Here is a 25,665-nt window from a genome sequence, read left to right on the forward strand (position 1 = left end):
ATTCCGGCCAATTAGTTGAACGGAGCCTGACAACAAGCCACTGGTGGTGGGACTCTTCCCGGCAACCGCCGCACGGATCCCCACAGCACCAACTCCCTGCGGCCGGAGGCTCCACGCGCACCACCCGTTCCACCCGTAACACCGAGCACCCCACGTACGTCTCCCCCCACACGCTCCAAGAGTTCTGCCTCGCTCTGCCCGGACGGCCGCTTCGCCGCCCGGTCCCCCTCGGCCGCAGCGTCATGTGGCGGCCACCGCAGAAGGAGTCAGTGTGAGACGCACCCCCCATGGACGCGCCGTTGCGACCGGCGCACTGGTCGCCGTCACGGCGATGCTGGCCGTCGGCGTTCAGGCCGGTACCGGCACGGCGGCCGCCCCGCGGCCGGGCACCACGCATGCCACCCCCGATCCCGGCGCACTGCCGGCCAAGCTGTCCCCGTCCCAGCGTGCGGAGCTGATACGGGCAGCCGGCGCCACCACCGCCGAGACCGCGCGGCAGCTGAAGCTCGGCGCGAAGGAGAAGCTGGTCGTCAAGGACGTCTCGAAGGATGTCGACGGCACCGTGCACACCCGCTACGAGCGCACCTACGACGGGCTGCCCGTCCTCGGCGGCGACCTCGTGGTGCACGAGAGCAAGGGCGGCACCCTCAAGGGCGTCACCAAGGCCGTCCGCTCCCAGCTCAAGGTCGCGGGCACCACCGCGAAGGTGAAGCCGGCCACGGCCGAGGCGAAGGCCGTCAAGGCGGCGCAGGCGCTCGGTTCGAAGAAGACCGAGGCCGCGAAGGCGCCGCGCAAGGTGGTCTGGGTCGCCGACGGCAAGCCGGTGCTGGCCTACGAGACGGTGGTCGGCGGGCTGCAGGACGACGGCACCCCCAACCGGCTGCACGTCATCACCGACGCCACGACGGGCGCCAAGATCTTCCAGTACCAGGGGATCGAGAACGGCGTCGGCAACACCCAGTACAGCGGCAAGGTCACCGTCGGATCGTCGGGCTCGGCGCCGAACTTCTCGCTGACCGACCCCACCCGCGGCAACCACAAGACCTACGACCTCAAGCACGGCTCGTCCGGCACCGGTTCGCTCTTCACCGACGCCGACGACACCTGGGGCGACGGCACCCCGCAGAACGCCCAGACGGCGGGTGCCGACGCGGCCTTCGGTGCCCAGGTGACCTGGGACTACTACAAGAACGTGCACGGCCGCAGCGGCATCAAGGGCGACGGCGTCGGCGCCTACTCCCGGGTGCACTACGGCAACAGCTACGTCAACGCCTTCTGGGACGACGGCTGCTTCTGCATGACGTACGGCGACGGCAGCGGCAACTCCGCCCCGCTGACCTCCATCGACGTGGCCGGCCACGAGATGTCGCACGGTGTCACCGCGGCCACCGCCGACCTCACCTACAGCGGGGAGTCCGGCGGCCTCAACGAGGCGACCTCCGACATCTTCGGCACGGCGGTGGAGTTCTACGCCAACAACACCTCCGACCCCGGTGACTACCTCATCGGCGAGAAGATCGACATCAATGGCGACGGCACCCCGCTTCGCTACATGGACAAGCCGTCCAAGGACGGTGCGTCGGCCGACTACTGGTCGAGCAACGTCGGCAACAAGGACGTGCACTACTCGTCCGGTGTCGCCAACCACTTCTTCTACCTGCTGTCCGAGGGCAGCGGCCCGAAGGACATCGGCGGCGTCCACTACGACAGCCCGACCTTCGACAACCTGCCGGTCCCGGGCATCGGCCGGGCCAACGCCGAGAAGGTCTGGTTCAAGGCACTCAGCCAGTACATGAGCGCCAACACCAACTACGCGGCCGCCCGCACCGCCACTCTCAAGGCCGCCGCCGACCTGTTCGGCGAGGGCAGCGCCTCGTACAACACGGTCGCCAACACCTGGGCGGCGGTCAACGTCGGCTCCCGCGTCCCGGACAGCGGCGCGGTCTCCGTCACCAACCCGGGCAGCCAGACCAGCACCGTGGGCCAGGCGGCGAGCCTGCAGATCAAGGCGAGCAGCGGCACCGCGGGCGCACTGTCGTACGCGGCGACCGGGCTGCCCGCCGGGCTGTCGCTCAACGCGACCACCGGTCTGATCTCCGGTACGCCGACCACGGCCGGCACCGGCAGCGTGACGGTCACCGTCACCGACGCCGCGAAGAAGACCGGTACCGCCACCTTCACCTGGACGGTCAACCCGGCCGGCGGCGGCAATGTCTTCGAGAACGCCGACGATGTGCAGATCCCGGACGCGGGTTCCGCGGTCACCTCGCCGCTCAACGTCGGCCGCAGCGGCAACGCACCGAGCACGCTGAAGGTCGGGGTGGACATCGTGCACACCTACCGCGGTGACCTGGTCGTGGACCTGATCGCCCCGGACGGCACGGCCTACCGGCTGAAGAACTCCAGCGCGTTCGACTCGGCGGCCAACGTGAAGACCACGTACACCGTCAACGCCTCCTCGGAGAAGGCGAGCGGCACCTGGAAGCTGCGGGTCCAGGACGTCTACTCCCAGGACTCGGGCTACATCAACGGCTGGAAGCTGACCTTCTGATCCTCCGGCAGCACCCAGCGGTCACCTTTGTGTGACACAGGCGGGTCGACAGATCACGCCACCGCACAACTGGCACAAGGGGCACATGCGTTGGGCGTCGTTCCCGGGAAATCCGGGGGCGGCGCCCAGCTCCGTTATGCGAACGGCGATCACCTCTCTACGGACAATTTTCAGCCAATCCGTTAACACCCTCCTGACATGCACGCGTTCGAATGGCAGTCTTCCCGAACGCACGTCACACCCGCATCGCTTTGCACCCCCACCACTTGGCAAAGTTGAAGGAGCACGCGTGACCCCCCGCATATCCCGTAAGACCCGTGTCGCCGGTACCGCAATCGCCGCCGCGGCCCTCCTGGCCGCCGGCATCACCGCAGGTACCGCCGGCGCCTCCCCCGCCTCGGCCCCCACGCCGGACGGTTCGCCCCTCAAGCTCACCGCCTCGCACCGTGCGGAACTGCTGCGCGACGCGAGCGCCACCAAGGCGCAGACCGCCAAGGAACTGGGCCTGGGCGCACAGGAGAAGCTGCTCGTCAAGGACGTCATCAAGGACGCCGACGGCACCACGCACACCCGCTACGACCGCACCTACGCCGGCCTGCCGGTGCTGGGCGGCGACATGATCGTGCACACCGCCAAGGGCGGCGCGATCAAGGACACCACCAAGTCGACCGAGAAGTCGGTCAAGGTGGCCTCCACCACGGCGAAGATCGCCCCGACCGCCGCCGCGAAGTCGGCGCAGGGCACCGCGGTGAAGTCGCTCAGCGCGAAGAAGGCCGACGCGCAGACGCCCAAGAAGGTCGTCTGGGCCGCCTCCGGCACCCCCGTCCTCGCCTACGACACCGTCGTCAAGGGCGTCAAGAAGGACGGCACCCCCAGCCGGATGCACGTCATCACCGACGCCAACAGCGGCAAGAAGCTGTTCCAGTACGACGAGATCCGTACCGGCAAGGGCGAGAGCGAGTACAGCGGCAGTGTCGAGCTGGGCACCTCCAAGGAGGGCAACGGCTTCACGCTGACCGACAAGGAGCGCGGTGGCCACAAGACCACCAACCTCGAGAACGGCGAGTCCGGTGACGGCAAGCCCTTCACGGACGAGGACGACAAGTGGGGCACCGGCAAGCCGGACGACCCGCAGACCGCGGCCGTTGACGCCCACTACGGTGCGGGCGTGACCTGGGACTACTACAAGAAGGTCCACGGCCGCGACGGCATCAAGGGTGACGGCAAGGGCGCCTTCTCCCGCGTCCACTACGGCAAGAGCTACGTCAACGCCTTCTGGGACGACGACTGCTTCTGCATGACGTACGGCGACGGCGAGGGCGACAAGGCCCCGCTGACCGCGCTGGACGTCGCGGCGCACGAGATGTCGCACGGTGTCACCTCCGCCACCGCCAACCTCACCTACAGCGGTGAGTCCGGCGGCCTGAACGAGGGCACCTCGGACATCTTCGGGACCTCGGCCGAGTTCTACGCCAAGAGCGAGAAGGACCCGGGCGACTACCTCATCGGCGAGAAGATCGACATCAACGGTGACGGTACCCCGCTGCGCTACATGGACAAGCCGTCCAAGGACGGTCAGTCGCAGGACAACTGGGACTCCAAGACCGGCGGTCTCGACCCGCACTACTCCTCGGGTGTCGCCAACCACTTCTTCTACCTGCTGTCCGAGGGCAGCGGCCCGAAGGAGATCGGTGGCGTCAAGTACGACAGCCCGACGGCGGACGGCAAGAAGGTCGAGGGCATCGGCCGGGACAAGGCCGAGAAGATCTGGTTCAAGGCCCTGACCGAGTACATGACCTCGAACACGGACTACAAGGCCGCGCGCGAGGCGACCGTCAAGGCCGCCACCGACCTGTACAAGGCCGGCAGCGCCGAGGTCAAGGGCGTCGAGGCCGCTTGGACCGGTGTCGCCGTCAAGTGACGCAACGTGCGGGAACGTGCTGATCGTCCCGGGGTAACGTAACCCCGGAGCGGGCGGTGTCCGGAGAACCTCCGGGCACCGCCTTCGCGCGCGTGGGGGGTCCCGATGAACCACAAGACGACAGTGCTGCTGGCCGACGACGAGACGCTGATGCGGGCCGGTGTGCGCGCGATCCTCGGCGCGGCACCCGATATCGAGGTCGTCGCGGAGGCCGCCGACGGCCGCGAGACGGTCGACCAGGCGCTCCGGCACCGGCCCGATGTCTGTCTGCTGGACATCCGCATGCCGCGCCTGGACGGCCTGGGCGCCGCCGCGGAGCTGGCCAGGGTACTGCCCGCCACCGCCGTCGTGATGCTGACGACGTTCTCCGAGGACGAGTACATCGCCGGCGCCCTCGCCTCGGGCGCGGCCGGTTTCCTGCTCAAGTCCGGCGATCCGCGGGAGCTGATCGCCGGGGTCCGTGCCGTCGCCGAGGGCGGCGCCTGCCTCTCGCCGTCCGTCGCCCGGCGCGTCATCTCCCACCTGGGAGGCGGGCAGTTGGGCCGCGGGGTGGCCGCCCGTGCCCGGGTCGCCGAGCTGACCGGGCGGGAGCGCGAGGTGCTCGGGCTGGTCGGCGCCGGGCTGTCCAACGCGGAGATCGCCCAGCGGCTGTTCCTGGTCGAGGGCACCGTCAAGGCGTATGTCAGCGCGATCCTCGCCCGGCTGGGCTTCAAGAACCGCGTCCAGGCGGCGATCCTCGCCCACGAGGCGGGCCTGGTCCCGGCGTCATGACGCCGTGGAGGCGCCCGGACGCCCGGCAGTTGCACGCCCGGCGGTTGTACGCCCGGGCCCCCGGGCTGGTGCTCTGGCTCCTGGTGTGCGGTCCGCCGGCCCTCGCCTTCGGCTCCCTCGCCCACACGCATCTGTGGGCCACCGCGGCCGCCTTCCCGCTGCTCGGCGTCTGTGTGCTGCTGCGCAGACGCCGGCCGCTGACGGCGCTGGCGCTGCCGATCGCGCCGAGCCTGGTGATCTCGCTGGATCTGTTCACCGTCGCCTACTGCGCCGCGCTGGCCGTGTTCGGCTATCTGGCCGGTATCCGGATGCCCCGGGCCCGCCCCGCGCTGTGGTTCTTCTCGGCGGTGGCGGCCGGCGGGCTGCCGCTGTCCGCGGTCGTGGGCCGCACGGTGTGGCCGTGGTTCTCCCTGCTGCTGACGCTGCTGCTCAATGTGATGCTGCCGTGGCTGCTGGGCCGCTACCGCCGGCAGTACGCCGAACTGGCCCGTACCGGCTGGCAGCTCGCCGAGCGGATGGAGCGCGAACAGCAGGCCGTCGCCGACCGCACCCGGCTGCGCGAACGCGCCCGGATCGCGGGCGACATGCATGACTCCCTCGGCCATGACCTGGCCCTGATCGCCCTGCGGGCCGGGGCGCTGGAGGTCGATCCGCGGCTGGACGCGGACCGTCAGGCCGCGGCCGGTGAGCTGCGGGCCGCCGCCGGGACGGCGACCGAACGGCTGCGCGAGATCATCGGCGTGCTGCGCACGGATGACGAGAGCGCGCCCCGGGTACCGGCCGACGAGAGCGTCGAGCGGCTGGTGGACCGGGCGCGGGCGTCCGGCATGACGGTGACTCTGGAGGAGGCGGACGACACCGGGGCCAGGACGCTTCCGGCCATGACCGGACACGCCCTGCACCGTGTCGTCCAGGAGTCGCTGACCAATGCCGCCAAACACGCGCCCGGCGCGGCCGTCCGGGTGCGGATCGGACGGGCCGCCGGGCAGGTGCGGGTCACCGTGGCCAACACCGCACGGCCGGACGGGCCGGCGGCCGATCCGGTCTCCGGCGGCAGCGGGCTGGTGGGCCTGGACGAGCGGGTACGGCTGGCGGGCGGCACGCTGCGGGCCGGCCCCGCCCCGGAGGGCGGCTTCACGGTCTCGGCGCGGCTGCCGACGGCCGGCGGCACCCCGGCAGAACCTCTTGAGCGACCCGAACCCACCGCGGCGGAACGGGAGTTGGACCGTGCCCAGCGGCAGGTGCAGCGAAGGCTCCGGCAGACGGTGATCGTCCCGCTGGCACTGCTGGCGGCCCTGGTGGTGCTGACCAGCACCTTCCACCTGGTCAGCCCGTCCTGGACGGTACTGGAGCGGGAGCACTACGACGCGCTCCGCCTCGGCGCCGACCGCTCCCGGATGGATTCCCTGCTGCCGTTCTTCGCACTGGACGCCCCACCGGACGGCACCCCGCCGCCCCCGCACGGCTGGACCTGTGAGTACTACAGCGTCCGCCCCGGCTCCGACACCGCCTACGAGCTCTGCTTCACCGACGGCGACCGGCTGGTCAAGAAGAGCGTGGTGCACCGGCGGGACCGCTAGGGGGTGTCCGGCGGGCCGGCGTCGGCCCGCCCACCGGCCGGGCCCTGGGCCGTGCCGTCCCGCAGGCCGTCCCCCCGGCCCCACAGTTCCCGCAGCGCCGCATTGACCTCCGCCGGCCGCTGGGTGTGCGGGTAGTACCCGGGCACCACGAGATGGCCGGCGCCGATCGCCTCGGCGAGGAACTCCGCGCAGGCGATCAGCGGTTCGCCCGCGTACTCCTTGTAGAGCGGGGGCGCGCCCGCCCAGTCCCCGGAGATCAGCAGTTTCGGCCAGGGCGCGGCCGCCAGCGGCTCCAGCGGGATCTCGGCGTCCCAGCAGGGGCGTTCGGCCATCGACGAGGCGGCGGCCCGCAGCCGCTGCGGGGTGGGCTCCGGCGCGGGCATGCCGAGCGCCTCGGTGGAGGCACGCAGGAATTCCTCCGGCGGATAGTCCTCGGGCAGCTGTGTGGTGGCCTTACGGGCCCGCTCCAGTGCTGCCGCGACCACCGGGTGGCCGGCCGCGGGCCGTAAGGCGCCGGGCTGGATGAGGGTGAGCGAGCGCACCAGATCGGGCCGGCGCGCGGCGGCGACCAGCGCGCTCACCCCGCCGTACGCATGCCCGACCAGATGGCCGCCGTCGCCCAGCAGCCGGATGAGGTCGTCGGCGTCCGCCTCGTAGTCGCTGTGGGCGATATCGGGGCTGCGGCCGTAGCCCCGGCGGTCCATCAGCAGCAGGCGGTAGCGGTCGGCGAGCGGACGTTGCGCCGCGAAGCCATAGCGCTCGTCGTCGCCCCAGGTCAGAATCCCGTGGGCGAACACGGCCCGCGGCCCCCGTCCCGCCGTCCCGTCCCATTGCGTCACATGTACGTCGTCCATGCCCGTCCCCTCCCCACGGCCACCGGCCGCCATGCCGTACCCACTCGCCCGGACCGGCCCCCTCCGAGGCCGAATCCGCAGACGACATCATCAACTGAGCCGATATTCAGGGCAGTTGAGCGTTTCCCACGCCACCCGAGACCCTCCCTACCGAGGCGTCCGCCGATATGGCCGATTCCACCCCCTCATGCGCTCTTGTACGGACCACCTCCTGGAGAGAGGCTGCGGTGTGGCGCCGATGGGCCCCGGCGCGGCACCGGACATCCGCACACCGCAACTCCGCTGTGATCACACCGAGTTGAGGAGGCGAACGCCGACCGTGTCAGCGCAGCGCCGCAGTCGCCCGCGCGGGGGCGGGAAGGCGTCCGCCGGGCCGCGGCGGAACCGGGATGACGGACCGGTGGGCAGCCTTCCGCCCCATTTCCCGGCCGTCACCCGCGGGAGAGGTTCTCGGGTACGCCCGTCACCCGCACCGCACACCCGCACAGGATTCATCGGGGGAACCACCGACCGGAGGCCGGGGGAGCACCGACCCGCCCCGCCGTGCCATCCGCCAGCCGAGTGAAAGCGGACAGGAGCGCCCATGCCCGCACCCGGTCCGCCCGCTGCGGAGCGGATACAAAGGACAAAACCCCGCAAAGCATCACAAGCCCAGGTGAGCCCATGATCGGTCGCATTCCTGTTCTGGACATCCGCCCGCAGATCGATTGCGGCCGCCGCCCGGCGAAGGCCGTGGTGGGTGAGACCTTCGAGGTCTCGGCCACCGTCTTCCGCGAAGGGCATGACGCCGTCGCGGCGAATGTGGTGCTGCGCAACCCGGCGGGCCGCTGCGGCCCCTGGACACCGATGCAGGAGCGGGCTCCCGGCTCCGACCGGTGGAGCGCCGAGGTCACCCCCGCCGTCGAGGGCCGCTGGACGTTCACCGTCGAGGCCTGGTCCGATCCGGTCACCACCTGGCGGCGGCATGCCGCCATCAAGATCCCGGCGGGGATCGACACCGAGCTGATGCTCGCCGAGGGCGCCGAGCTCCATGAGCGGGCGGCAGCGGAGGTCCCCAAGAGCGACGGGCGCGAGGCGGTGCTCGCCGCCGTGGACGCACTGCGCAACGCCGGGCTGCCCGCCGCGACCCGGCTGGCCGCCGCGCTCTCCCCCCAGGTCACCGAGGCGCTGGCGCGCCATCCGCTGCGCGAACTGCTCACCGTCTCGCGCCCGATGCCGCTGGTCGTCGAGCGCCGGCGGGCCCTGTACGGGTCGTGGTACGAGCTCTTCCCGCGCTCCGAGGGCGCCGCCGTCACCCCGGACGGCACGGCCGTCAGCGGCACCCTGCGCACCGCCGCCGAGCGGCTGCCGGCCGTCGCCGCCATGGGCTTCGACGTGGTCTATCTCCCGCCCGTGCACCCCATCGGCACCGCCTTCCGAAAGGGCCCCAACAATGCGCTGTCGGCCGGCCCGGACGACGTCGGCTCCCCCTGGGCCATCGGCTCACCGGCCGGCGGCCATGACGCCCTCCATCCGGACCTGGGCACCTTCGACGACTTCGAGCACTTCGTCCGCACCGCCCGCGACCTGCGGATGGAGGTGGCCCTGGACTTCGCGCTGCAGTGCTCCCCGGACCACCCCTGGGTCACGCTGCACCCCCAGTGGTTCCACCACCGCGCGGACGGCTCGATCGCCTACGCCGAGAACCCGCCGAAGAAGTACCAGGACATCTACCCCCTCGCCTTCGACACCGACTTCCGCGGGCTGGTCCGCGAGACCGAACGCCTGCTGCGCTTCTGGATGGCCAAGGGCGTACGGATCTTCCGGGTGGACAATCCCCACACCAAGCCGGTGGCCTTCTGGGAGAAGGTGATCGGCGAGATCAACCGCACCGATCCGGACGTGCTCTTCCTCGCCGAGGCGTTCACCCGCCCCGCCATGCTGCACACCCTCGCCCGGATCGGCTTCCACCAGTCGTACACCTACTTCACCTGGCGCAACACCAAGGAGGAGCTGACCGACTACCTCACCGAGCTGACCGGCGAGAGCGCCTCCTATCTGCGGCCGAATTTCTTTGTGAACACCCCGGACATCCTGCACGCCTACCTCCAGGAGGGCGGCCGCCCCGCCTTCGAGGTACGCGCCGTACTGGCCGCCACCCTCGCCCCCACCTGGGGGGTCTACGCCGGATATGAGCTCTGCGAGTCGGTGCCGGTACGCCGCGGCAGCGAGGAGTACCTCGACTCGGAGAAGTACCAACTCAGGCCGCGCGACTGGGATGCGGCGGCCAGGGAGGGGCGCACCATCGCCCCCCTGATCACCGCGCTCAACCGCATCCGCCGCCGGCACCCTGCCCTGCAGCAGCTGCGCAATCTGCAGTTCCACCACGTCGACAACGAGGCCGTCATCGCCTACTCCAAGCGCGAGGGGCACGGCGACCGGGCCGACACGGTGCTCACGGTGGTCAACCTCGACCCGCACCACACCCACGAGGCGACGGTGTCGTTGGACATGCCGGAACTCGGCCTCGGCCGGCACGAGTCCTTCCCGGTGCGCGACGAGCTCACCGGCGATACCTACCACTGGGGCAGGGACAACTATGTGCGCCTGGAGCCGGGCCGCTCGCTCGCGCCCGCCCATGTGCTGTCGCTGCGACCGTCCTCACCGATCGGAGGGTCACCCAATTGATCGTCAATGAGCCTGTCCCCGACACGTTCGAGGACACCCCGGCGAAGGACCGCGATCCCGACTGGTTCAAACGGGCCGTTTTCTACGAAGTCCTGGTGCGCTCCTTCCAGGACAGCAATGGCGACGGAATCGGCGACCTCAAGGGCATCACGGCCAAGCTCGACTATCTGCAATGGCTGGGGGTGGACTGCCTCTGGCTGCCGCCGTTCTTCAAATCCCCGCTGCGGGACGGCGGTTACGATGTCGCCGACTACACCGCGGTGCTCCCCGAATTCGGCGATCTGGCCGACTTCGTGGAATTCGTGGACGCCGCGCACCACCGCGGTATGCGGGTCATCATCGACATGGTGATGAACCACACCAGCGACCAGCACCCGTGGTTCCAGGAGTCACGCACCGACCCCGAAGGGCCGTACGGCGACTATTACGTCTGGGCCGACGACGACAAACAGTATGCCGACGCGCGCATCATCTTCGTCGACACCGAGGCCTCCAACTGGACCTTCGACCCGGTCCGCAAGCAGTACTACTGGCACCGCTTCTTCTCCCACCAGCCGGACCTCAACTATGAGAACCCGGCGGTCCAGGAGGAGATGATCTCCGCCCTGCGCTTCTGGCTCGACCTGGGGATCGACGGTTTCCGGCTGGACGCGGTGCCGTACCTCTACGCCGAGGAGGGCACCAACTGCGAGAATCTGCCCGCCTCGCACGGCTTCCTCAAGCGGGTCCGCGCCGAGATCGACGCACATTACCCGGACACCGTGCTGCTGGCCGAGGCCAATCAATGGCCCGAGGACGTCGTCGACTACTTCGGTGATTACGGCGTCGGCGGCGACGAATGCCATATGGCCTTCCACTTCCCGGTCATGCCGCGCATCTTCATGGCGGTACGGCGCGAATCGCGCTATCCGGTCTCGGAAATCCTCGCCAAGACCCCGGCGATTCCGTCCGGCTGCCAGTGGGGCATCTTCCTGCGCAACCACGACGAGCTGACCCTCGAAATGGTCACGGACGAAGAGCGCGACTACATGTACGCGGAGTACGCCAAGGACCCGCGGATGCGCGCCAATATCGGTATCCGCCGGCGACTGGCCCCGCTGCTCGACAACGACCGCAATCAGATCGAGCTCTTCACGGCCCTGCTGCTGTCCCTGCCGGGTTCGCCGATTCTCTATTACGGCGACGAGATCGGCATGGGCGACAACATCTGGCTCGGCGACCGGGACGCGGTGCGCACCCCGATGCAGTGGACGCCGGACCGCAACGCCGGCTTCTCCTCCTGCGACCCGGGCCGGCTCTTCCTGCCGACCATCATGGATCCCGTCTACGGCTACCAGGTCACCAATGTCGAGGCCGCGATGAGTTCGCCCTCCTCGCTGCTGCACTGGACCCGGCGGATGATCGAGATCCGTAAGCAGAATCCGGCGTTCGGGCTCGGCAGCTATACCGAGCTGTCCTCCACGAATCCGGCGGTGCTGGCCTTCCTGCGGGAGGCGCCGGGCACCGGCGGCGCGGACGACGACCTGGTGCTGTGCGTGCACAACTTCTCGCGCTTCGCCCAGCCCACGGAGCTGGACCTGCGGTCGTTCAGCGGCCGCCATCCGGTGGAACTCATCGGCGGGGTGCGCTTCCCGGCCATCGGGGAGCTGCCGTATCTGCTGACCCTCGCGGGCCACGGGTTCTACTGGTTCCGGCTGCGCAGAAACGCGGGTTAGCCGGTGCCCTGACCGGCACGGGCGCCGGGACGACGCCCGTACGCGGCCACATGGCGCGTACGGGCGTTTTTTGACCTTTCGCTCGGGCAGTCTCCCTACTACCGCACGGGCCGGGTGAGCCTCGTCGGCCCCCCGGGCCGGGAGGGGACCGCCGCGCAGCGGAGCAGCGCACGCCGGAAGACCGCTGCCGTACGGACGATCCCGCCCGAGGGTCCCCGGACTCCGTCTGGGGGTACCCCCACCGCGCCGCCGCACAGTCAAGGCCGCATTCCGGGACACTTTGCCCTATATGTCGTGTGCCCGGGGAAAGGACGCGACGCCATGTCGGACACCGCCTCGACCCGTGCCACCCGAAACACCCCTGATCGACGCCCGCTCGTCTCCGCCCCCGATCTGCTGTCCTCGCTGGCCCCCCTGCTCGCCGACTGGGTGCCACGCCAGCGCTGGTTCGCCGGCAAGGGACGGCTGATCACCGGCTTCACGCTGCTCTCGGCGACCGAGCTGCTGCCGTGCACGGGCGACGGCACCGCACCGGGCCTGCTGCAACTGCTCGTCCGCGCCCAGCAGAGCGCACCACCGAGCCGTACGCCGTCCGGCGGCGACTGCTACCAGCTCCTGCTGGGGGTGCATCCGGCGCCGCCGCCCCAGCTGGCGCCCGCGGTGATCGGACGCCCCGGCGGGGGCCCACTGCGCGGCCGCACCGTCTATGACGCGCTCCTCGACAGCCGGCTCTGCGGGCTGCTGCTGGAGCGGCTGCGGGTCCCTGGCCGGCTCGGCGCGCTGCGCTTCTGCCGTGAGCCCGACGCCGACATCCCCTCCGGGCTGCCGGGCCGGCCGATCGCCGTCGAGCAGTCCAACTCCTCGATCGTCTACGGCGATTCCTTCATCCTGAAGGTCTTCCGGCGGATCGAGCCGGGCATCAACCCGGACCTGGAACTGCCGCGGGCGCTCGCGGACGCCAAGTGCGCGCGGGTGCCCGCGCCCGCGGCATGGTTCGAGTCGGCGGCCGCCGACGAGGACGGCGAGCCGACGACACTGGGCGTGCTGCAGCCCTTCCTGCCGGGCTCGGCGGACGGCTGGAAGCTGGCGCTGAACGCACTGGCCGTACGCGCCGACTTCACCGGCTCGGCGCGGGCACTCGGCCATGCCACCGCCGAGGTGCACACCGCGCTCGCCCAGACGCTGCCGACCACCGAGCTGCGCCGCCCGCAGCTGGAGGTGATCGCCGCCCAGATGAACGAGCGGCTGGCGGCCACCGCCCGCGCCGTGCCCGTGCTGCAGCCCTACCGGGCTCGGCTGCGTACCGCCTTCGACGCGCTGGCCGCGGTCGGCCACGACGGCCGCAGCTGGGCCGCCCAGCGCATCCACGGCGATCTGCACCTGGGCCAGACGCTGCGCTCCGCCGACGAGGGCCGCTGGTCGCTGATCGACTTCGAGGGCGAACCGGCCCGCCCGCTGACCGAGCGGCGCCGGCCGCAGCCCGCGGTGCGCGATGTCGCGGCGATGCTGCGCTCCTTCGACTACGCCGCGCGCAGCGGACCGGCGGGCGGCGACCCCTGGTCGCTGGAGTGGGCGCGGCGCACCCGCGACGCCTACTGCCTGGGATATGCGGAGGCCGGCGGGCTCGATCCGCGCTCCGCGCCCGAACTGATGCGCGCCTATGAGACCGACAAGGCCGTCTACGAAGTGCTCTACGAGGCCCGGCACCGGCCCGACTGGCTGGCCGTCCCGATGGCCGCCATCCGGCGCCTGGCGGCGGGCGGGGAGCGGGCCGTGGGACTGGACGGGACCGGCCCGTCCCGGTCCGCCGGGCCCGACGGCCGGGGGTGAGGGGCCTGGGCCGAACCGCCGCACCACCGCCCGCCCCTGAGCTCCGACCGATTGCCCCGCCCCGAGGAGGCCCTCTCGTGACCGCCCGCCCGTCACCCGCCAATCCCCCGGCCGGAATGGCTCCGCCATCCCCCTCCGGCTCCCCGTCACCCCACACCCCGGCCGGAACGACTCCGTCATCCCCCTCCGGCTCCCCGCCTCCCCGCCCCACCGCTCCCGGCACCGCGCCCGCCCGGGGCGCGGCCGACGACCGCGCGGCGGGGCGGTCCGGCCACGCGGCCACGCCCCGGCCGCCGGCCTCCGGCACCGCGCCGACGGGCCGGAGCACCGCCGGTGCCACCTTCGCCGCCCGGCCGCCCGGCCTCCGGGACACGGCCGCACCGCCCGGCCGGACCGCCGGGCCCGCGGGCCCGCCCCGCGCGGAGCGGCCGAACGGCAGCCACGGGGTCCGGGCCGCCACACCGCTCTCCGACGAGGACCGCGGCCGGCTGCTGGGCGGTGCCCATCACGATCCGCACGGCCTGCTCGGCGCCCACCCCGTACGCGGCGGGCTGCTCATCCGGGTCCTGCGGCCGTATGCGAAGGGCGTCACCGTCCTGGCGAAGGGGCTGCGCGCCGATCTGCCCGCCGAGGGGGACGGGCTGTTCGCCGGGGTGCTGCCGCTGCGCACCGTCCCGGACTACGAGCTGCTGGTCGACTACGGCAACCACACCGTGACCGTGCAGGACCCCTACCGCTTCCTGCCCGCGCTCGGCGAGCTGGATCTGCATCTGTTCGGCGAGGGCCGGCACGAGCAGCTGTGGCAGGCGCTCGGCGCGCGGATCATGGAGCACCAGGGCGTGACCGGCACCCGCTTCACGGTCTGGGCGCCCAACGCGCAGGGCGTGCGGGTCGTCGGCAACGTCAACTACTGGGACGGCACCGGCTTCCCGATGCGCTCGCTGGGCTCGTCCGGTGTCTGGGAGCTCTTCCTCCCGGGCCTCGGCGAGGGCGAGCTGTACAAGTTCGAGATCACCCGGCCGGACGGGTCACGGACCCTACGTGCCGACCCGATGGCCCGGCGGACCGAGTGCCCGCCGGACACCGCCTCGGTCGTGGAGGCGTCGCACTACCGCTGGATGGACGCCGACTGGATGGCCCGGCGCGGCGCGCGCCCCGTGCACGAGGCCCCGTTCTCCGTCTACGAGGTGCATCTCCCCTCCTGGCGCCCCGGCCTCACCTACCGTCAGCTGGCCGATCAGCTCCCCGCCTACGTCAAGGACCTGGGCTTCACCCACGTCGAGTTCATGCCGGTCTCCGAGCACCCGTTCGGCGGCTCCTGGGGCTATCAGGTGACCGGGTTCTACGCGCCCACCGCCAGGATGGGCACCCCGGACGACTTCCGGTTCCTGATCGACGCGCTGCACCGGGCCGGCATCGGGGTGCTGATGGACTGGGTGCCGGCGCACTTCCCGCGCGACGACTGGGCGCTGGCGGAGTTCGACGGCCGCCCGCTCTACGAGCCCCAGGATCCGGCCCGGGCCGCGCACCCGGACTGGGGCACCCTGGAGTTCGACTACGGCCGCACCGAGGTCCGTAACTTCCTGGTCGCCAACGCGGTCTACTGGTGCGAGGAGTTCCATATCGACGGTCTCCGGGTGGACGCCGTCGCCTCGATGCTCTATCTCGACTACTCCCGCGAGGACGGCGGCTGGACCCCGAACGTCCACGGCGGCCGGGAGAACCTCGACGCGGTCGCCTTCCTCCAGGAGATGAATGCGACGGTCTACCGCCGCTGCCCCGGCGTCGTCACCATCGCCGAGGAGTCCACGGCCTGGGACGGCGTCACCCGCGCCACGCACCATGTGGGGCCCGGCGGCTTCGGCGGTCTGGGCTTCGGCCTGAAGTGGAACATGGGCTGGATGCATGACTCCCTCGGCTATGTCTCCAAGGAGCCGGTGCACCGGAAGTACCACCACGGCGAGATGACCTTCTCCATGATCTACGCCTACTCCGAGAACTATGTGCTGCCGATCTCCCATGACGAGGTGGTGCACGGCAAGCGCGCGCTGGTGTCGAAGATGCCCGGTGACTGGTGGCAGCAGCGGGCGAACCACCGGGCCTACCTCGGCTTCATGTGGGCCCACCCCGGCAAGCAACTCCTCTTCATGGGGCAGGAGTTCGCCCAGGGCGCGGAGTGGGCGGAGAGCCATGGACCGGACTGGTGGCTGCTCGATCCCTCGTACGGGGCGGAGGCGGACCACCGGGGCGTACGCGATCTCGTGCGCGAGCTGAACCGCCGGTACGCCGCCACGCCCGCGCTGTGGGAACGCGACACCGATCCGGCCGGTTTCTCCTGGATCGACGGCGAGGCGGGCGAGGACAATGTCTTCCCCTTCCTGCGCTTCGCCGCCGACGGCTCCCCGCTGCTCTCGGTCACCAACTTCTCCCCCGTCGTCCGCCATGCCTACCGGCTCGGCGTCCCCGACCACCTCCCCGCCTGGCGCGAGGTCCTCAACACCGACGACCCGCGCTACGGCGGCAGCGGCGTCGGCAACCCCGGCGTCCTCACGACCGAACCGACCCCCTGGAACGGCCGCACCGCATCCGTCTCCCTCGTCCTCCCCCCGCTGGCGACCCTCTGGCTACGACCGTCCTGACCGCCTCACGGCCGATGGTTGTCGGCGGTCGCGCGGTCGCCCGCCGCACGGTCACGCCGAAGGGGCGGGCGCCTTCTGCGGCACCCGCCCCTTCTCCCCTCCTTGGGCCTGGGTCAGACCTTGGCGGACGTCTTCTCCAGCCCGCCGTCCCGCGGCGCGACGACCTCCGCGGCGACCGGCTCGGCGGGCGCGTCGTCCACCAGCGTCTTCTCGTCGAACGGCACCTGTCCGGCGAGCACGTCCGCCGCCCGGGCCTTGTCGATCTCCTTGGTCCAGGTGCCGATCAGCACGGTGGCCACCGCGTTGCCGGCGAAGTTGGTCAGGGCGCGCGCCTCGCTCATGAAGCGGTCGATGCCGACGATCAGGCCGACGCCGTCGACCAGTTCGGGGCGGTGCGACTGCAGTCCGCCGGCCAGCGTCGCCAGGCCCGCGCCGGTGACCCCGGCCGCCCCCTTCGACGCGATGACCATGAACACCAGCAGCGAGATCTGCTGGCCGAGCGGGAGCGGCTTGCCCATCGCCTCGGCCACGAACAGCGAGGACATCGTCAGGTAGATGGCGGTGCCGTCGAGGTTAAAGCTGTAGCCGGTGGGGACGGTGATGCCGACCACCGGCTTGCTGACGCCCAGGTGCTCCATCTTCGCGATCAGCCGCGGCAGCGCCGACTCCGAGGACGAGGTGGAGAGGATCAGCAGAAATTCCCGGCCGAGGTACTTCAGCAGCAGGAAGATGTTGACACCGGCGACCAGCCGGAGCAGCGCGCCGAGCACCACGATCACGAACAGCAGACAGGTGATGTAGAAGCCGACCATGATGACGGCCAGCGACTTCAGCGCGTCCAGGCCGGTCTCGCCGACCACCGCAGCGATGGCGCCGAAGGCACCCACCGGCGCCGCCCACATGATCATGGCCAGGACCCGGAAGACCAGCTTCTGGATGTGTCCGACACCGCGCAGCACCGGCTCGCCCGCCGAGCCCAGCGCCTGCAGGCCGAAGCCGACCAGCAGCGCCACCAGCAGCGTCTGGAGCACCTCACCCTGGGTGAAGGCGGAGACCAGCGTGGTGGGGATCATGCCCAGCAGGAACTCGGGCAGCGACTCCCCGCCGCCCTCGGTCTGGGCGTGCCCGGCGTGCTTGACGGTCTCGGTCAGATGGAGGCCGGAGCCGGGGTCCAGCAGATTGCCGACGACCAGGCCGATGGCCAGTGCGACGGTGGACATCACCATGAAGTAGCCGAGGGCCAGTCCGCCGACCGCGCCGACCTTGGCGGCCTTCCGCACCGAGCCGACGCCCAGCACGATGGTGCAGAAGATGACCGGCGAGATCATCATCTTGATCAGGTTCACGAACCCGGTGCCGAGCGGCTTGAGCTGGACGGCGACACCGGGGGCGGCGAAGCCCACGATGATGCCGAGCAGCACCGCCCCGATCACGGCGATGTAGAGGTAATGGGTCCGGTCCCGCTTCACCGGCGCGGTCTCCTCGGTGGTGCCCCCACGCGGCGGGGTCTGTGCAGCCACGGCTGCCTCCTCGGTCTACGGCTGTGCGCTGATCTGCGGCTCTGTCACACAACAAGTCCCGGCGACTATGCACGTCGCTGTGGCGCCCGTCACCCTTACGTACATTTCGTTCACGTAAAAGTGACCGTGCAGACGGTTCTTCGGTAACCGTGCAGACTGTTCTGCATGCGACTCCCCCGACCCCGGCCTCCCCGTCGGCTGCGCGGCCCCCGCAGCCTCGCCGGGCAGCTCTTCGCGATGCAGGTCGTGCTGGTCGCGGTGGTCGTGATGGGCTGCGCCGTCTTCGCGTACGTCAGCGCCGGCCGGCAGGCGGAGGAGACCGCGCGGCGGCAGGCGACCGCGGCGGCCACCGCCGTCGCCGACTCCCCGGCGGTCGTGGCGGCGGCCCGCAGCAAGGACCCGACGGCCGCGCTCCAGCCGTACAGCGAACGGCTGCGGCGCGACGCCGGGGTCGACTTCGTGGTGATCATGTCGCCGAAGGGCATCCGCTGGACGCACCCCGAGCCCTCCGCGATCGGCAAGAAGTACTTCGGGCACATCGGCCCGGCGCTGCGCGGCGAGATCTTCCCGGAGACGCATCTGGGGGTGCTCGGGCCGTCCGTACGGGTCGTGGCGCCGGTCCGGGACCCCGGGCACGGCGGCCGGATCACGGCGCTGGTCAGCTCCGGGATCACCATCAAGACGATCAGTGCGCAGCTGCGCGACCAGGTGCTCGCGCTGGTGGGCGTGGCCGCCGCGGCGCTGGCGCTCGGCGGCCTGGGGACGTACGTCATCAACGCCCGGCTGCGGCGGCACACCCACGGGATGAACGCCCAGGAGCTCAGCCGGATGCACGACTACCACCAGGCCGCGCTGCACGCCGTGCGCGAGGGGCTGTTGATGCTCGACGGGCAGCGCAGGGTCGCCCTGATCAACGACGGCGGGCGGGAGCTGCTGGGGCTTTCCGACGACGCGGTGGGCCGACGCGTCACGGAGCTGGGGCTGCCGGAACCGCTGACCGAGACACTGCTGGCGCCCGGCCCGCGGGTCGACGAACTGCAGCTGACCAGCGAGCGGGTCCTGGTGGTCAACTCCGCGCCGGTCTCCGGCGGTGAGCGGCGCGGCAGCGTCGTCACCCTCCGCGATCACACCGAACTCCAGGCGCTCTCCGGGGAGTTGGACTCGGTACGCGGTTTCACCGAGGCGCTGCGCTCACAGGCCCACGAGGCCGCCAACCGGCTGCACGCCGTGGTCTCGCTGATCGAGCTGGGGCGGGCCGAGGAGGCCGTGGAGTTCGCCACCACGGAGCTGGAGCTGGCGCAGGCGCTCACCGACCAGGTCGTCGGCGCGGTCGCCGAGCCGGTGCTCGCCGCGCTGCTGCTCGGCAAGGCGGCCCAGGCCAACGAGCGTGGTGTCGCCCTGATCCTCACGCCCGACAGCCGGATCGACGACGGGCTGCTGCCGCCCGGTCTGCCGGCCCGCGATCTGGTGACGGTTCTGGGCAACCTCCTCGACAACGCCATCGACGCCGCCGCGCCGACCCAGGAGCACGGCGCCACCGAGCCGCCTCGGGTGCAGGTCACCGCACGGGTGGCCGACGGCGAGCTGCTGCTGCGGGTGGCGGACAACGGGCCGGGGGTGGCCGCGGACGCCGCCGAGGAGATCTTCCGACGGGGCTGGACCACCAAGCCGGGCACCGGCGCGCCCGCCCGGGGCCGCGGTCTGGGCCTGGCCCTGGTCCAGCAGGCGGTACGCCGCAACGGCGGCACCGTCACGCTGGACCGGGCACCGGAGGGCGGCGCGCGGTTCACCGTGCGGCTGCCGCTGCGGACGGGGGCCGCGAGATGAGCGGGGTGCCGCCCTGCGCGGGCCGTCCCGCGGGGAGAGGATGGAAGCGGTGACCCCCTCCGACATCCGGGTCCTCGTCGTCGAGGACGACCCGGTCGCGGCCGACGCCCACGCCCTGTACGTCGGGCGGGTGCCCGGCTTCAGCGTCTCCGGCACCGTGCACTCCGGCGCCGACGCCCGCCGCCATCTCGAACAGCACGCCGTCGATCTGCTGCTGCTCGACCTCTACCTGCCCGACGGCCACGGGCTGCAGCTGGTGCGTACGCTGCGGGCGGCCGGGCACACCGCCGACATCATCGCGGTCACCTCGGCGCGGGATCTGACGATGGTGCGCGAGGGCGTCTCGCTCGGCGTGGTGCAGTACGTCCTGAAGCCGTTCACCTTCGCCACCCTCCGCGACCGGCTCACCCGCTATGCGGAGTTCCGGGCCGCCACCGGCGAGGCCAGCGGGCAGGACGAGGTGGACCGGGCGATCGCCGCCCTGCGCGCGCCGCGTCCGGCCGCGCTGCCCAAGGGGCTGACCGCGGCCACCCTCCAGGCGGTGACCACGGTGCTGCGGGCGGCCGGGAGCGGGCTGACGGCGACCGAGGCGGCGGCCGACGTGGGCATCTCACGGATCACCGCCCGCCGTTATCTCGAACATCTCGTGGAGAGCGGCCGGGCCGCCCGCGCCCCCCAGTACGGCCAGGTCGGGCGCCCCGAATTGCGCTATCGCTGGTCGGGCCATTGACCCACTGTGACCGGTGACTTACTTTCAGCGGGCAGGACACCGTGGTTAGTTGGAGGTCGTGCCGTGCGCCCCATCGCCCCGCTGATGCTTCTCACCGCCACCGTCGTGGCCGCCGGCACGCTCACCGCCTGCGGCGGCGGGTCCGGGAGCGACCCCGGCACCGTCAAGGTCGCCTTCATCAAGGACACCAACAGCAGGGTCACCGTGCGGGACGACTATGTCCGGCTGGTGGCGCGGCAGTTCGAGAAGGACCACCCCGGCAAGAAGGTCCGGCTCATCCCGATCCAGGCGTCCGAGAACGACTACTACACCAAGATCCAGCAGATGATGCGCTCCCCGCGGACCGCACCGGACCTGGTCTACGAGGACACCTTCCTGGTCAACTCCGACATCACCGCGGGGCTGTTGCGGCCGCTGGACGACCACCTCCGCACCTGGGACGCCTGGCGGCAGTTCGAGCCGGCCGCGAAGGCCGCGGCCAAGGGGCAGGACGGCAGGACCTACGGCGTCCCGGACGGTACGGACACCCGCGGACTGTGGTTCAACAGGAAGATCTTCAAGAAGGCGGGGCTGCCGGCCGACTGGCGGCCCAAGGACTGGGACGAGGTCCTGGCCGCGGCCCGGACGATCAAGCGCAAGGTCCCCGGCGTCATCCCGCTGAACGTCTTCACCGGCAAGGGCGCGGGCGAGGCCGCCGTGATGCAGGGCTTCGAGATGCTGCTGTACGGCACCGGCGAGCATCAGCTCTACGACCCCGGCGCGAAGAAGTGGGTCACCGGCACCCAGGGCTTCAAGGACAGCCTGGCCTTCCTCGACACGGTCTACAAGGAGCGGCTCGGTCCCGATGTCTCCGATGCGCTCAGCCCCAACATCCAGACCAATGTGGCCGCCGAGCTGCTGCCCGAGGGAAAGCTCGCCATCGATCTCGACGGCTCCTGGCTGGGCCAGCAGTGGCAGAAGACGGGCGGCGGCAACCCCTGGCCCGAGTGGTCGGCCACCCTGGGGCAGGCACCGTTCCCCACCCAGCACGGCGCCCCGCCCGGCCGGGTCAGCCTGGCCGGCGGCTGGACCTGGTCGGTACCGCGCAAGGCCCAGCAGCCCGATCTGGCCTGGAAGTTGATCGAGACCTTCCAGTCACGGCCGAACGCCCTCGAATGGTGTGTACGGGGCGCGCAGATCGCGGTGCGCAAGGACGTCGCGGCCGACCCCCGCTACCGGAAGTCGGTGCCCGGCATCGGTTTCTTCACCGGCCTGGTCAAGATCAGCCAATACCGGCCCGCGCTGCCCGAATACCCCCGGGTGGCCGCGGCGATCGGCGAGGCGATGGAGGCGGTCACCGCCGATGACGCCTCGCCGGACAAGGCGGCCGCGGACTATGACGCGACGCTGAAGTCCCTGGTCGACGGCCGGACCGTCGCCAAGCCATGACCGGCGTCCTGGCCCGGACCGCGGCCCGCGCCCGGACACCCGGTGCCCCGTCGGTCGGCTTTTGGACCCGGCTGCTGCGCTGGTCCCCGCTCGTCCCGGCCACCGTCCTGCTGCTGCTCTTCCTCGTCGGCCCGATCGGCTACTGCGTCCTCATCGCCTTCACCGACACCCAGCTGACCGGCCAGGAGTCGGCGTCCTTCGTCGGACTGGCCAACTTCCGCCGGGCGTTCGGCGATCCGGCGTTCCGCAACGCCGTGGTGCTGACCCTGGTGTTCACCGTGCTCTCCTCGCTCGTCGGGCAGAACACCCTGGGCCTGGCGCTGGCCGGTCTGATGCGCCGCGCCTCACGGCCCGTACGGTCCCTGACCGGTGCGATGGTGATCACCGCCTGGGTGCTCCCGGAGATCGTCGCGGGCTTTTTGCTCTACACCTTCTTCGAGCGGCGCGGCACCCTCAACGCCCTGCTGGAGTGGCTCCAACTGCCCGCTCAGGACTGGCTGTTCACGCTGCCCATCATGGCCGTGTCGTTCGCCAACGTCTGGCGCGGCACGGCCTTCTCGATGCTGATCTACTCCGCGGCGCTGGCCGGGATCCCCCAGGAGGTCACCGAGTCCGCCGAGGTCGACGGGGCGGGCGGGCTGCGGCGGCTGTGGCACATCACGCTCCCGATGATCCGCCGCTCCATCGGCACCAATCTGATGCTCAACACCCTCCAGACGCTCTCCGTCTTCGGGCTGATCTGGGTGATGACACGGGGCGGTCCGGGCAACCGCAGCCAGACGCTGCCGGTGTTCATGTACGACCAGGCGTTCCTGAAGTCCCTGATCGGCTACGGCACCGCGGTGGCGCTGCTGTTGCTGCTGGTGGGGGCGCTGTTCTCGGTCATCTACCTGCGTCTGCTGCGCGAGGAGGTCTGAGCCGTGCCGCTCCCCCGCCACCGCCACCACCGGCACCACCGGCACCGGCACCGGCTGGCCGCCGACGCCGGGCTGCTGGTCGTCGCGGTGGCGTTCGCGGTTCCGCTGGTCTGGCTGGTGCTGGCGTCCCTGGACGCGGAGGCGACGCTGCGGGTGCGGCTGCCCGAGTCCCCGACACTGAACAACTTCTCGGCGGTGCTGACCGACGAGATCACCTTCACCCCGATGCTCAACAGCCTGCTGATCTGCGGCGGCGCGACGCTGCTGACGGTGGTCTGCGCGGCATTGGCCGCCTATCCGCTCTCCCGCTTCCGCTCGCGTCTGGCCCGCCCGTATCTGCTGACCGTCCTGTTCTCCACCTGTCTGCCGGTCACCGCGGTGATGGTCCCGGTCTACGGGCTGTTCGTGCAGATCGATCTGATCGACACCCGGTACGGCACCGCGCTGTTCCTGGCCGCCGCCCAACTCCCGTTCGCCATCTGGCTGATGAAGAACTTCATGGACGGGGTGCCGAAGGTCCTGGAGGAGGCGGCGTGGACGGACGGCGCCTCCTGGCCGCAGACCCTGCTGCGGGTGATTCTGCCGCTGATGGGACCCGGTGTCGCCGTCGTCGCGATCTACACCTTCATCATGATGTGGGGCAATTTCTTCGTGCCCTTCATGCTGCTGCTCTCCCCCGAGCAACTGCCCGCCTCGGTGAGCATCTTCACCTTCTTCGGCAATTACGGCGCCATCGCCTTCGGTGAACTGGCGGCCTTCTCGATCCTGTACTCGACACCGGTCGTCGCGCTGTACATCCTTGTCTCCGGACGGCTCGGCGGCGGCTTCGCGCTCGGTGGCGCCGTGAAGGGCTGAGGGGATGCCGCCGGATGCCGCCGGCGGAAAGCCCCCAGACGGGACCGGGAAACCGGCCGGCTAGTAGCTTCCTACGACTTTCCGGCTTGGGTATCCGAACGATAGGTGTGGCCGCACCCCGTCACTTACCGTGTGCCGGTGAACACGCAAGCCGGGGAGCCCCGCCGGCCCCCTTTCAACGCCGAGGCCGCCCGCCGGCTCCGCGAGGCCCTCGGCATGACCCCGGCCCATGTCGCCTACGGCATATGGGCCGCCTTCGGCATGCGGACAGCGCCCGAAACGGTGGCGTCCTGGGAAAGGGGGGAGAGCAGCCCCTCGGAAGCCGAACTGACCGCGCTGGCCGGCGCCCTGTGGTGCACACCGGGCGAACTTCTCGGCGCACCGGGCACCCTGCGTGAATACCGTCTGGCGCTCGGCCTCGCCCCGGTGGACCTCGCGCGGCGGATCGGCATGGAGGCGAGCGCGTACGAGCGTCTGGAGGCCGGCGGGAAGTGGCGCGGCAACGACCGGCAGGCCGCGGCGCTCGCCGAGGTGCTGCGGCTGCCGCTGCCCGCACTGCTCCGCTTCACCGGCCGGGACGAGAAGCTGGCCGAGCTGCTGACCAGCGCGGCCACCACCCGCTGGCAGGCCTATGTCCGGCCGGTGGGCAAGCTCGTCCCGCTGCCCAGGCAGCAGATCCAGGGCGTTCTGCGGGATCTGCACGGCGAGTACCAGGCGACCATGACCGCTACGCTCAACTGGGGCGACGGGGGCAGCGCCGAGGAGTCCGGCAGGGCGGGGCGCGCCCTTCTCGACGACATCGTGGCGGAATTCTGGGCCCGGACCGGCAGGCAGGACCCCTGAGCGCGGGCGGCGGCCCTGTCCCCTCCCGTCGGCCGCTGGGCGGACGGCCGTCCGTCCAGAGGATGACACCGGGTCCGGTGATGGCACTTCCGGCCGGTCCGGCTTTCGGTCCCTGCGGGTGAGGACCGGCTGACCTGCGCCTTCAAGAATAGGAACGTCGAAAACTTCCGTTCCTTCTCCAGGAGTCCCCGTGTCCCACGCGGCCGCCCTTCCGGGTTTCCCCGGTTCCCCCGCCCCCGCCCGCGCCACCGCTGCCGTCGCCGCCCGCGCCACGGATCTGAGCAAGGTCTACGGCCAGGGGGACACCCGTGTGGTCGCGCTGGACTCCGTCTCGGTCGAGTTCGGCAAGGCCCAGTTCACCGCCATCATGGGCCCCTCGGGCTCCGGCAAGTCGACGCTGATGCACTGCATGGCGGGTCTGGACGCGATCTCGTCCGGCTCGGCCAGGATCGGCGATGTGGAGCTGGCGTCGCTGAACGACAAGCAGCTGACGCGGCTGCGCCGGGACAAGATCGGCTTCATCTTCCAGGCGTTCAATCTGCTGCCGACGCTGAGCGCGCTGGAGAACATCACGCTGCCCATGGACATCGCGGGCCGCAAGCCGGACCGGGAGTGGGTCAGCCGCGTCATCGAAACGGTCGGCCTGTCAGGGCGCCTGGCGCACCGGCCGGCGCAGCTCTCCGGGGGCCAGCAGCAGCGGGTCGCGGTCGCCCGGGCGCTGGCCGCCCAGCCGGAGATCATCTTCGCGGACGAGCCGACCGGCAACCTCGACTCCCGCTCCGGCGCCGAAGTCCTGGGCTTTCTGCGGGAGTCGGTGCAGGCCATGAGCCAGACCGTGGTGATGGTCACCCATGACCCGGTCGCCGCGGGCTACGCGGACCGGGTGGTCTTCCTCGCGGACGGCCGGATCGTCGAGGAGCTCCACCAGCCGACCGCGGACACCGTCCTGGACCGGATGCGGCTCTTCGACTCCAAGGGCCGTACGAGCTGACACCGGCGCACCGCCCTCCCGCGCTC

The 25,665-nt window shown here is 71.1% G+C and carries 17 protein-coding genes; 15 read left to right on the forward strand and 2 right to left on the reverse strand.

Annotation, left to right across the window (positions count from 1 at the left end; all coding sequences use genetic code 11):
* Positions 1-271 precede the first annotated feature (271 nt).
* The 4 genes from STRNI_RS13890 (at position 272) to STRNI_RS13905 (ending at position 6,823) form a co-directional block, all read left to right on the forward strand.
* Positions 272-2,551 carry a M4 family metallopeptidase gene (locus tag STRNI_RS13890; RefSeq protein WP_277411346.1) on the forward strand — a complete coding sequence of 760 codons (2,280 nt, stop codon included), beginning with the start codon at positions 272-274 and terminating at the stop codon, positions 2,549-2,551.
* A 289-nt stretch (positions 2,552-2,840) separates the two neighbouring features.
* Positions 2,841-4,472, forward strand: a complete 1,632-nt coding sequence (locus STRNI_RS13895; protein ID WP_159486101.1) for a M4 family metallopeptidase — start codon at positions 2,841-2,843, stop codon at positions 4,470-4,472.
* A gap of 105 nt (positions 4,473-4,577) precedes the next feature.
* On the forward strand, positions 4,578-5,243 hold the full coding sequence (locus STRNI_RS13900) for a response regulator (protein ID WP_037740434.1): 666 nt from the start codon (positions 4,578-4,580) through the stop codon (positions 5,241-5,243).
* On the forward strand, positions 5,240-6,823 hold the full coding sequence (locus tag STRNI_RS13905) for a sensor histidine kinase (RefSeq protein WP_277411347.1): 1,584 nt from the start codon (positions 5,240-5,242) through the stop codon (positions 6,821-6,823). The genes STRNI_RS13900 and STRNI_RS13905 overlap by 4 nt, the downstream gene beginning before the upstream one ends.
* On the opposite strand, the gene STRNI_RS13910 is transcribed toward STRNI_RS13905, so the two are convergent.
* Positions 6,820-7,677 (reverse strand): alpha/beta fold hydrolase, encoded by an 858-nt coding sequence (locus STRNI_RS13910; RefSeq protein WP_274738228.1) that lies wholly within the window; start codon positions 7,675-7,677, stop codon positions 6,820-6,822. The two genes, STRNI_RS13905 and STRNI_RS13910, sit on opposite strands and share 4 nt — an antisense overlap.
* Positions 7,678-8,340: 663 nt before the next feature.
* On the opposite strand from STRNI_RS13910, the gene STRNI_RS13915 reads away from it, so the two are divergent.
* From STRNI_RS13915 to glgB, 4 genes are all read left to right on the forward strand, one after another.
* Entirely contained in the window at positions 8,341-10,344 is a 2,004-nt protein-coding gene (locus tag STRNI_RS13915; protein ID WP_266444709.1) for an alpha-1,4-glucan--maltose-1-phosphate maltosyltransferase, read from the forward strand.
* On the forward strand, positions 10,341-12,059 hold the full coding sequence (treS, locus tag STRNI_RS13920) for a maltose alpha-D-glucosyltransferase (RefSeq protein WP_018087319.1): 1,719 nt from the start codon (positions 10,341-10,343) through the stop codon (positions 12,057-12,059). Before STRNI_RS13915 ends, treS begins: the two co-directional genes overlap by 4 nt.
* A 321-nt stretch (positions 12,060-12,380) precedes the next feature.
* Positions 12,381-13,889: a maltokinase N-terminal cap-like domain-containing protein gene (locus STRNI_RS13925; protein ID WP_266444706.1), complete on the forward strand. Its 1,509-nt coding sequence runs from the start codon at positions 12,381-12,383 to the stop codon at positions 13,887-13,889.
* Positions 13,890-13,966: 77 nt separating this feature from the next.
* A complete protein-coding gene (gene glgB / locus STRNI_RS13930) occupies positions 13,967-16,528 on the forward strand; it encodes a 1,4-alpha-glucan branching enzyme (RefSeq protein WP_277411348.1) in 2,562 nt (853 codons plus the stop codon).
* Between the two features lie 113 nt (positions 16,529-16,641).
* Here glgB and STRNI_RS13935 read toward each other — a convergent pair whose 3' ends face one another.
* The gene (locus STRNI_RS13935) at positions 16,642-18,048 is read right to left on the reverse strand and encodes a cation:dicarboxylate symporter family transporter (protein ID WP_159486111.1); all 1,407 of its coding nucleotides are present in this window, start codon (positions 18,046-18,048) and stop codon (positions 16,642-16,644) included.
* A 165-nt stretch (positions 18,049-18,213) separates the two neighbouring features.
* Here STRNI_RS13935 and STRNI_RS13940 point away from each other — a divergent pair, with 165 nt between their 5' ends.
* From STRNI_RS13940 to STRNI_RS13970, 7 genes are all read left to right on the forward strand, one after another.
* Complete coding sequence (locus STRNI_RS13940; RefSeq protein WP_274738222.1) at positions 18,214-19,875, forward strand: sensor histidine kinase; 1,662 nt, start codon at positions 18,214-18,216, stop codon at positions 19,873-19,875.
* 40 nt (positions 19,876-19,915) lie between these two features.
* Positions 19,916-20,605 (forward strand): response regulator, encoded by a 690-nt coding sequence (locus STRNI_RS13945; protein ID WP_078518472.1) that lies wholly within the window; start codon positions 19,916-19,918, stop codon positions 20,603-20,605.
* Positions 20,606-20,668: 63 nt separating this feature from the next.
* Positions 20,669-22,033, forward strand: coding sequence for an extracellular solute-binding protein (locus tag STRNI_RS13950; RefSeq protein WP_274738219.1), 1,365 nt, complete (start codon positions 20,669-20,671; stop codon positions 22,031-22,033).
* Positions 22,030-22,950 carry a carbohydrate ABC transporter permease gene (locus tag STRNI_RS13955; protein ID WP_266444696.1) on the forward strand — a complete coding sequence of 307 codons (921 nt, stop codon included), beginning with the start codon at positions 22,030-22,032 and terminating at the stop codon, positions 22,948-22,950. The genes STRNI_RS13950 and STRNI_RS13955 overlap by 4 nt, the downstream gene beginning before the upstream one ends.
* 3 nt (positions 22,951-22,953) lie before the next feature.
* Positions 22,954-23,805, forward strand: coding sequence for a carbohydrate ABC transporter permease (locus STRNI_RS13960; protein WP_277411349.1), 852 nt, complete (start codon positions 22,954-22,956; stop codon positions 23,803-23,805).
* Positions 23,806-23,937: 132 nt separating this feature from the next.
* Positions 23,938-24,648: a helix-turn-helix domain-containing protein gene (locus STRNI_RS13965; protein ID WP_159486121.1), complete on the forward strand. Its 711-nt coding sequence runs from the start codon at positions 23,938-23,940 to the stop codon at positions 24,646-24,648.
* A 190-nt stretch (positions 24,649-24,838) separates the two neighbouring features.
* Positions 24,839-25,639, forward strand: a complete 801-nt coding sequence (locus tag STRNI_RS13970) for an ABC transporter ATP-binding protein (protein ID WP_159486123.1) — start codon at positions 24,839-24,841, stop codon at positions 25,637-25,639.
* Positions 25,640-25,665: the final 26 nt, after the last annotated feature.

Source organism: Streptomyces nigrescens (genome assembly GCF_027626975.1).
GTDB classification, from domain to species: Bacteria; Actinomycetota; Actinomycetes; order Streptomycetales; family Streptomycetaceae; genus Streptomyces; species Streptomyces nigrescens.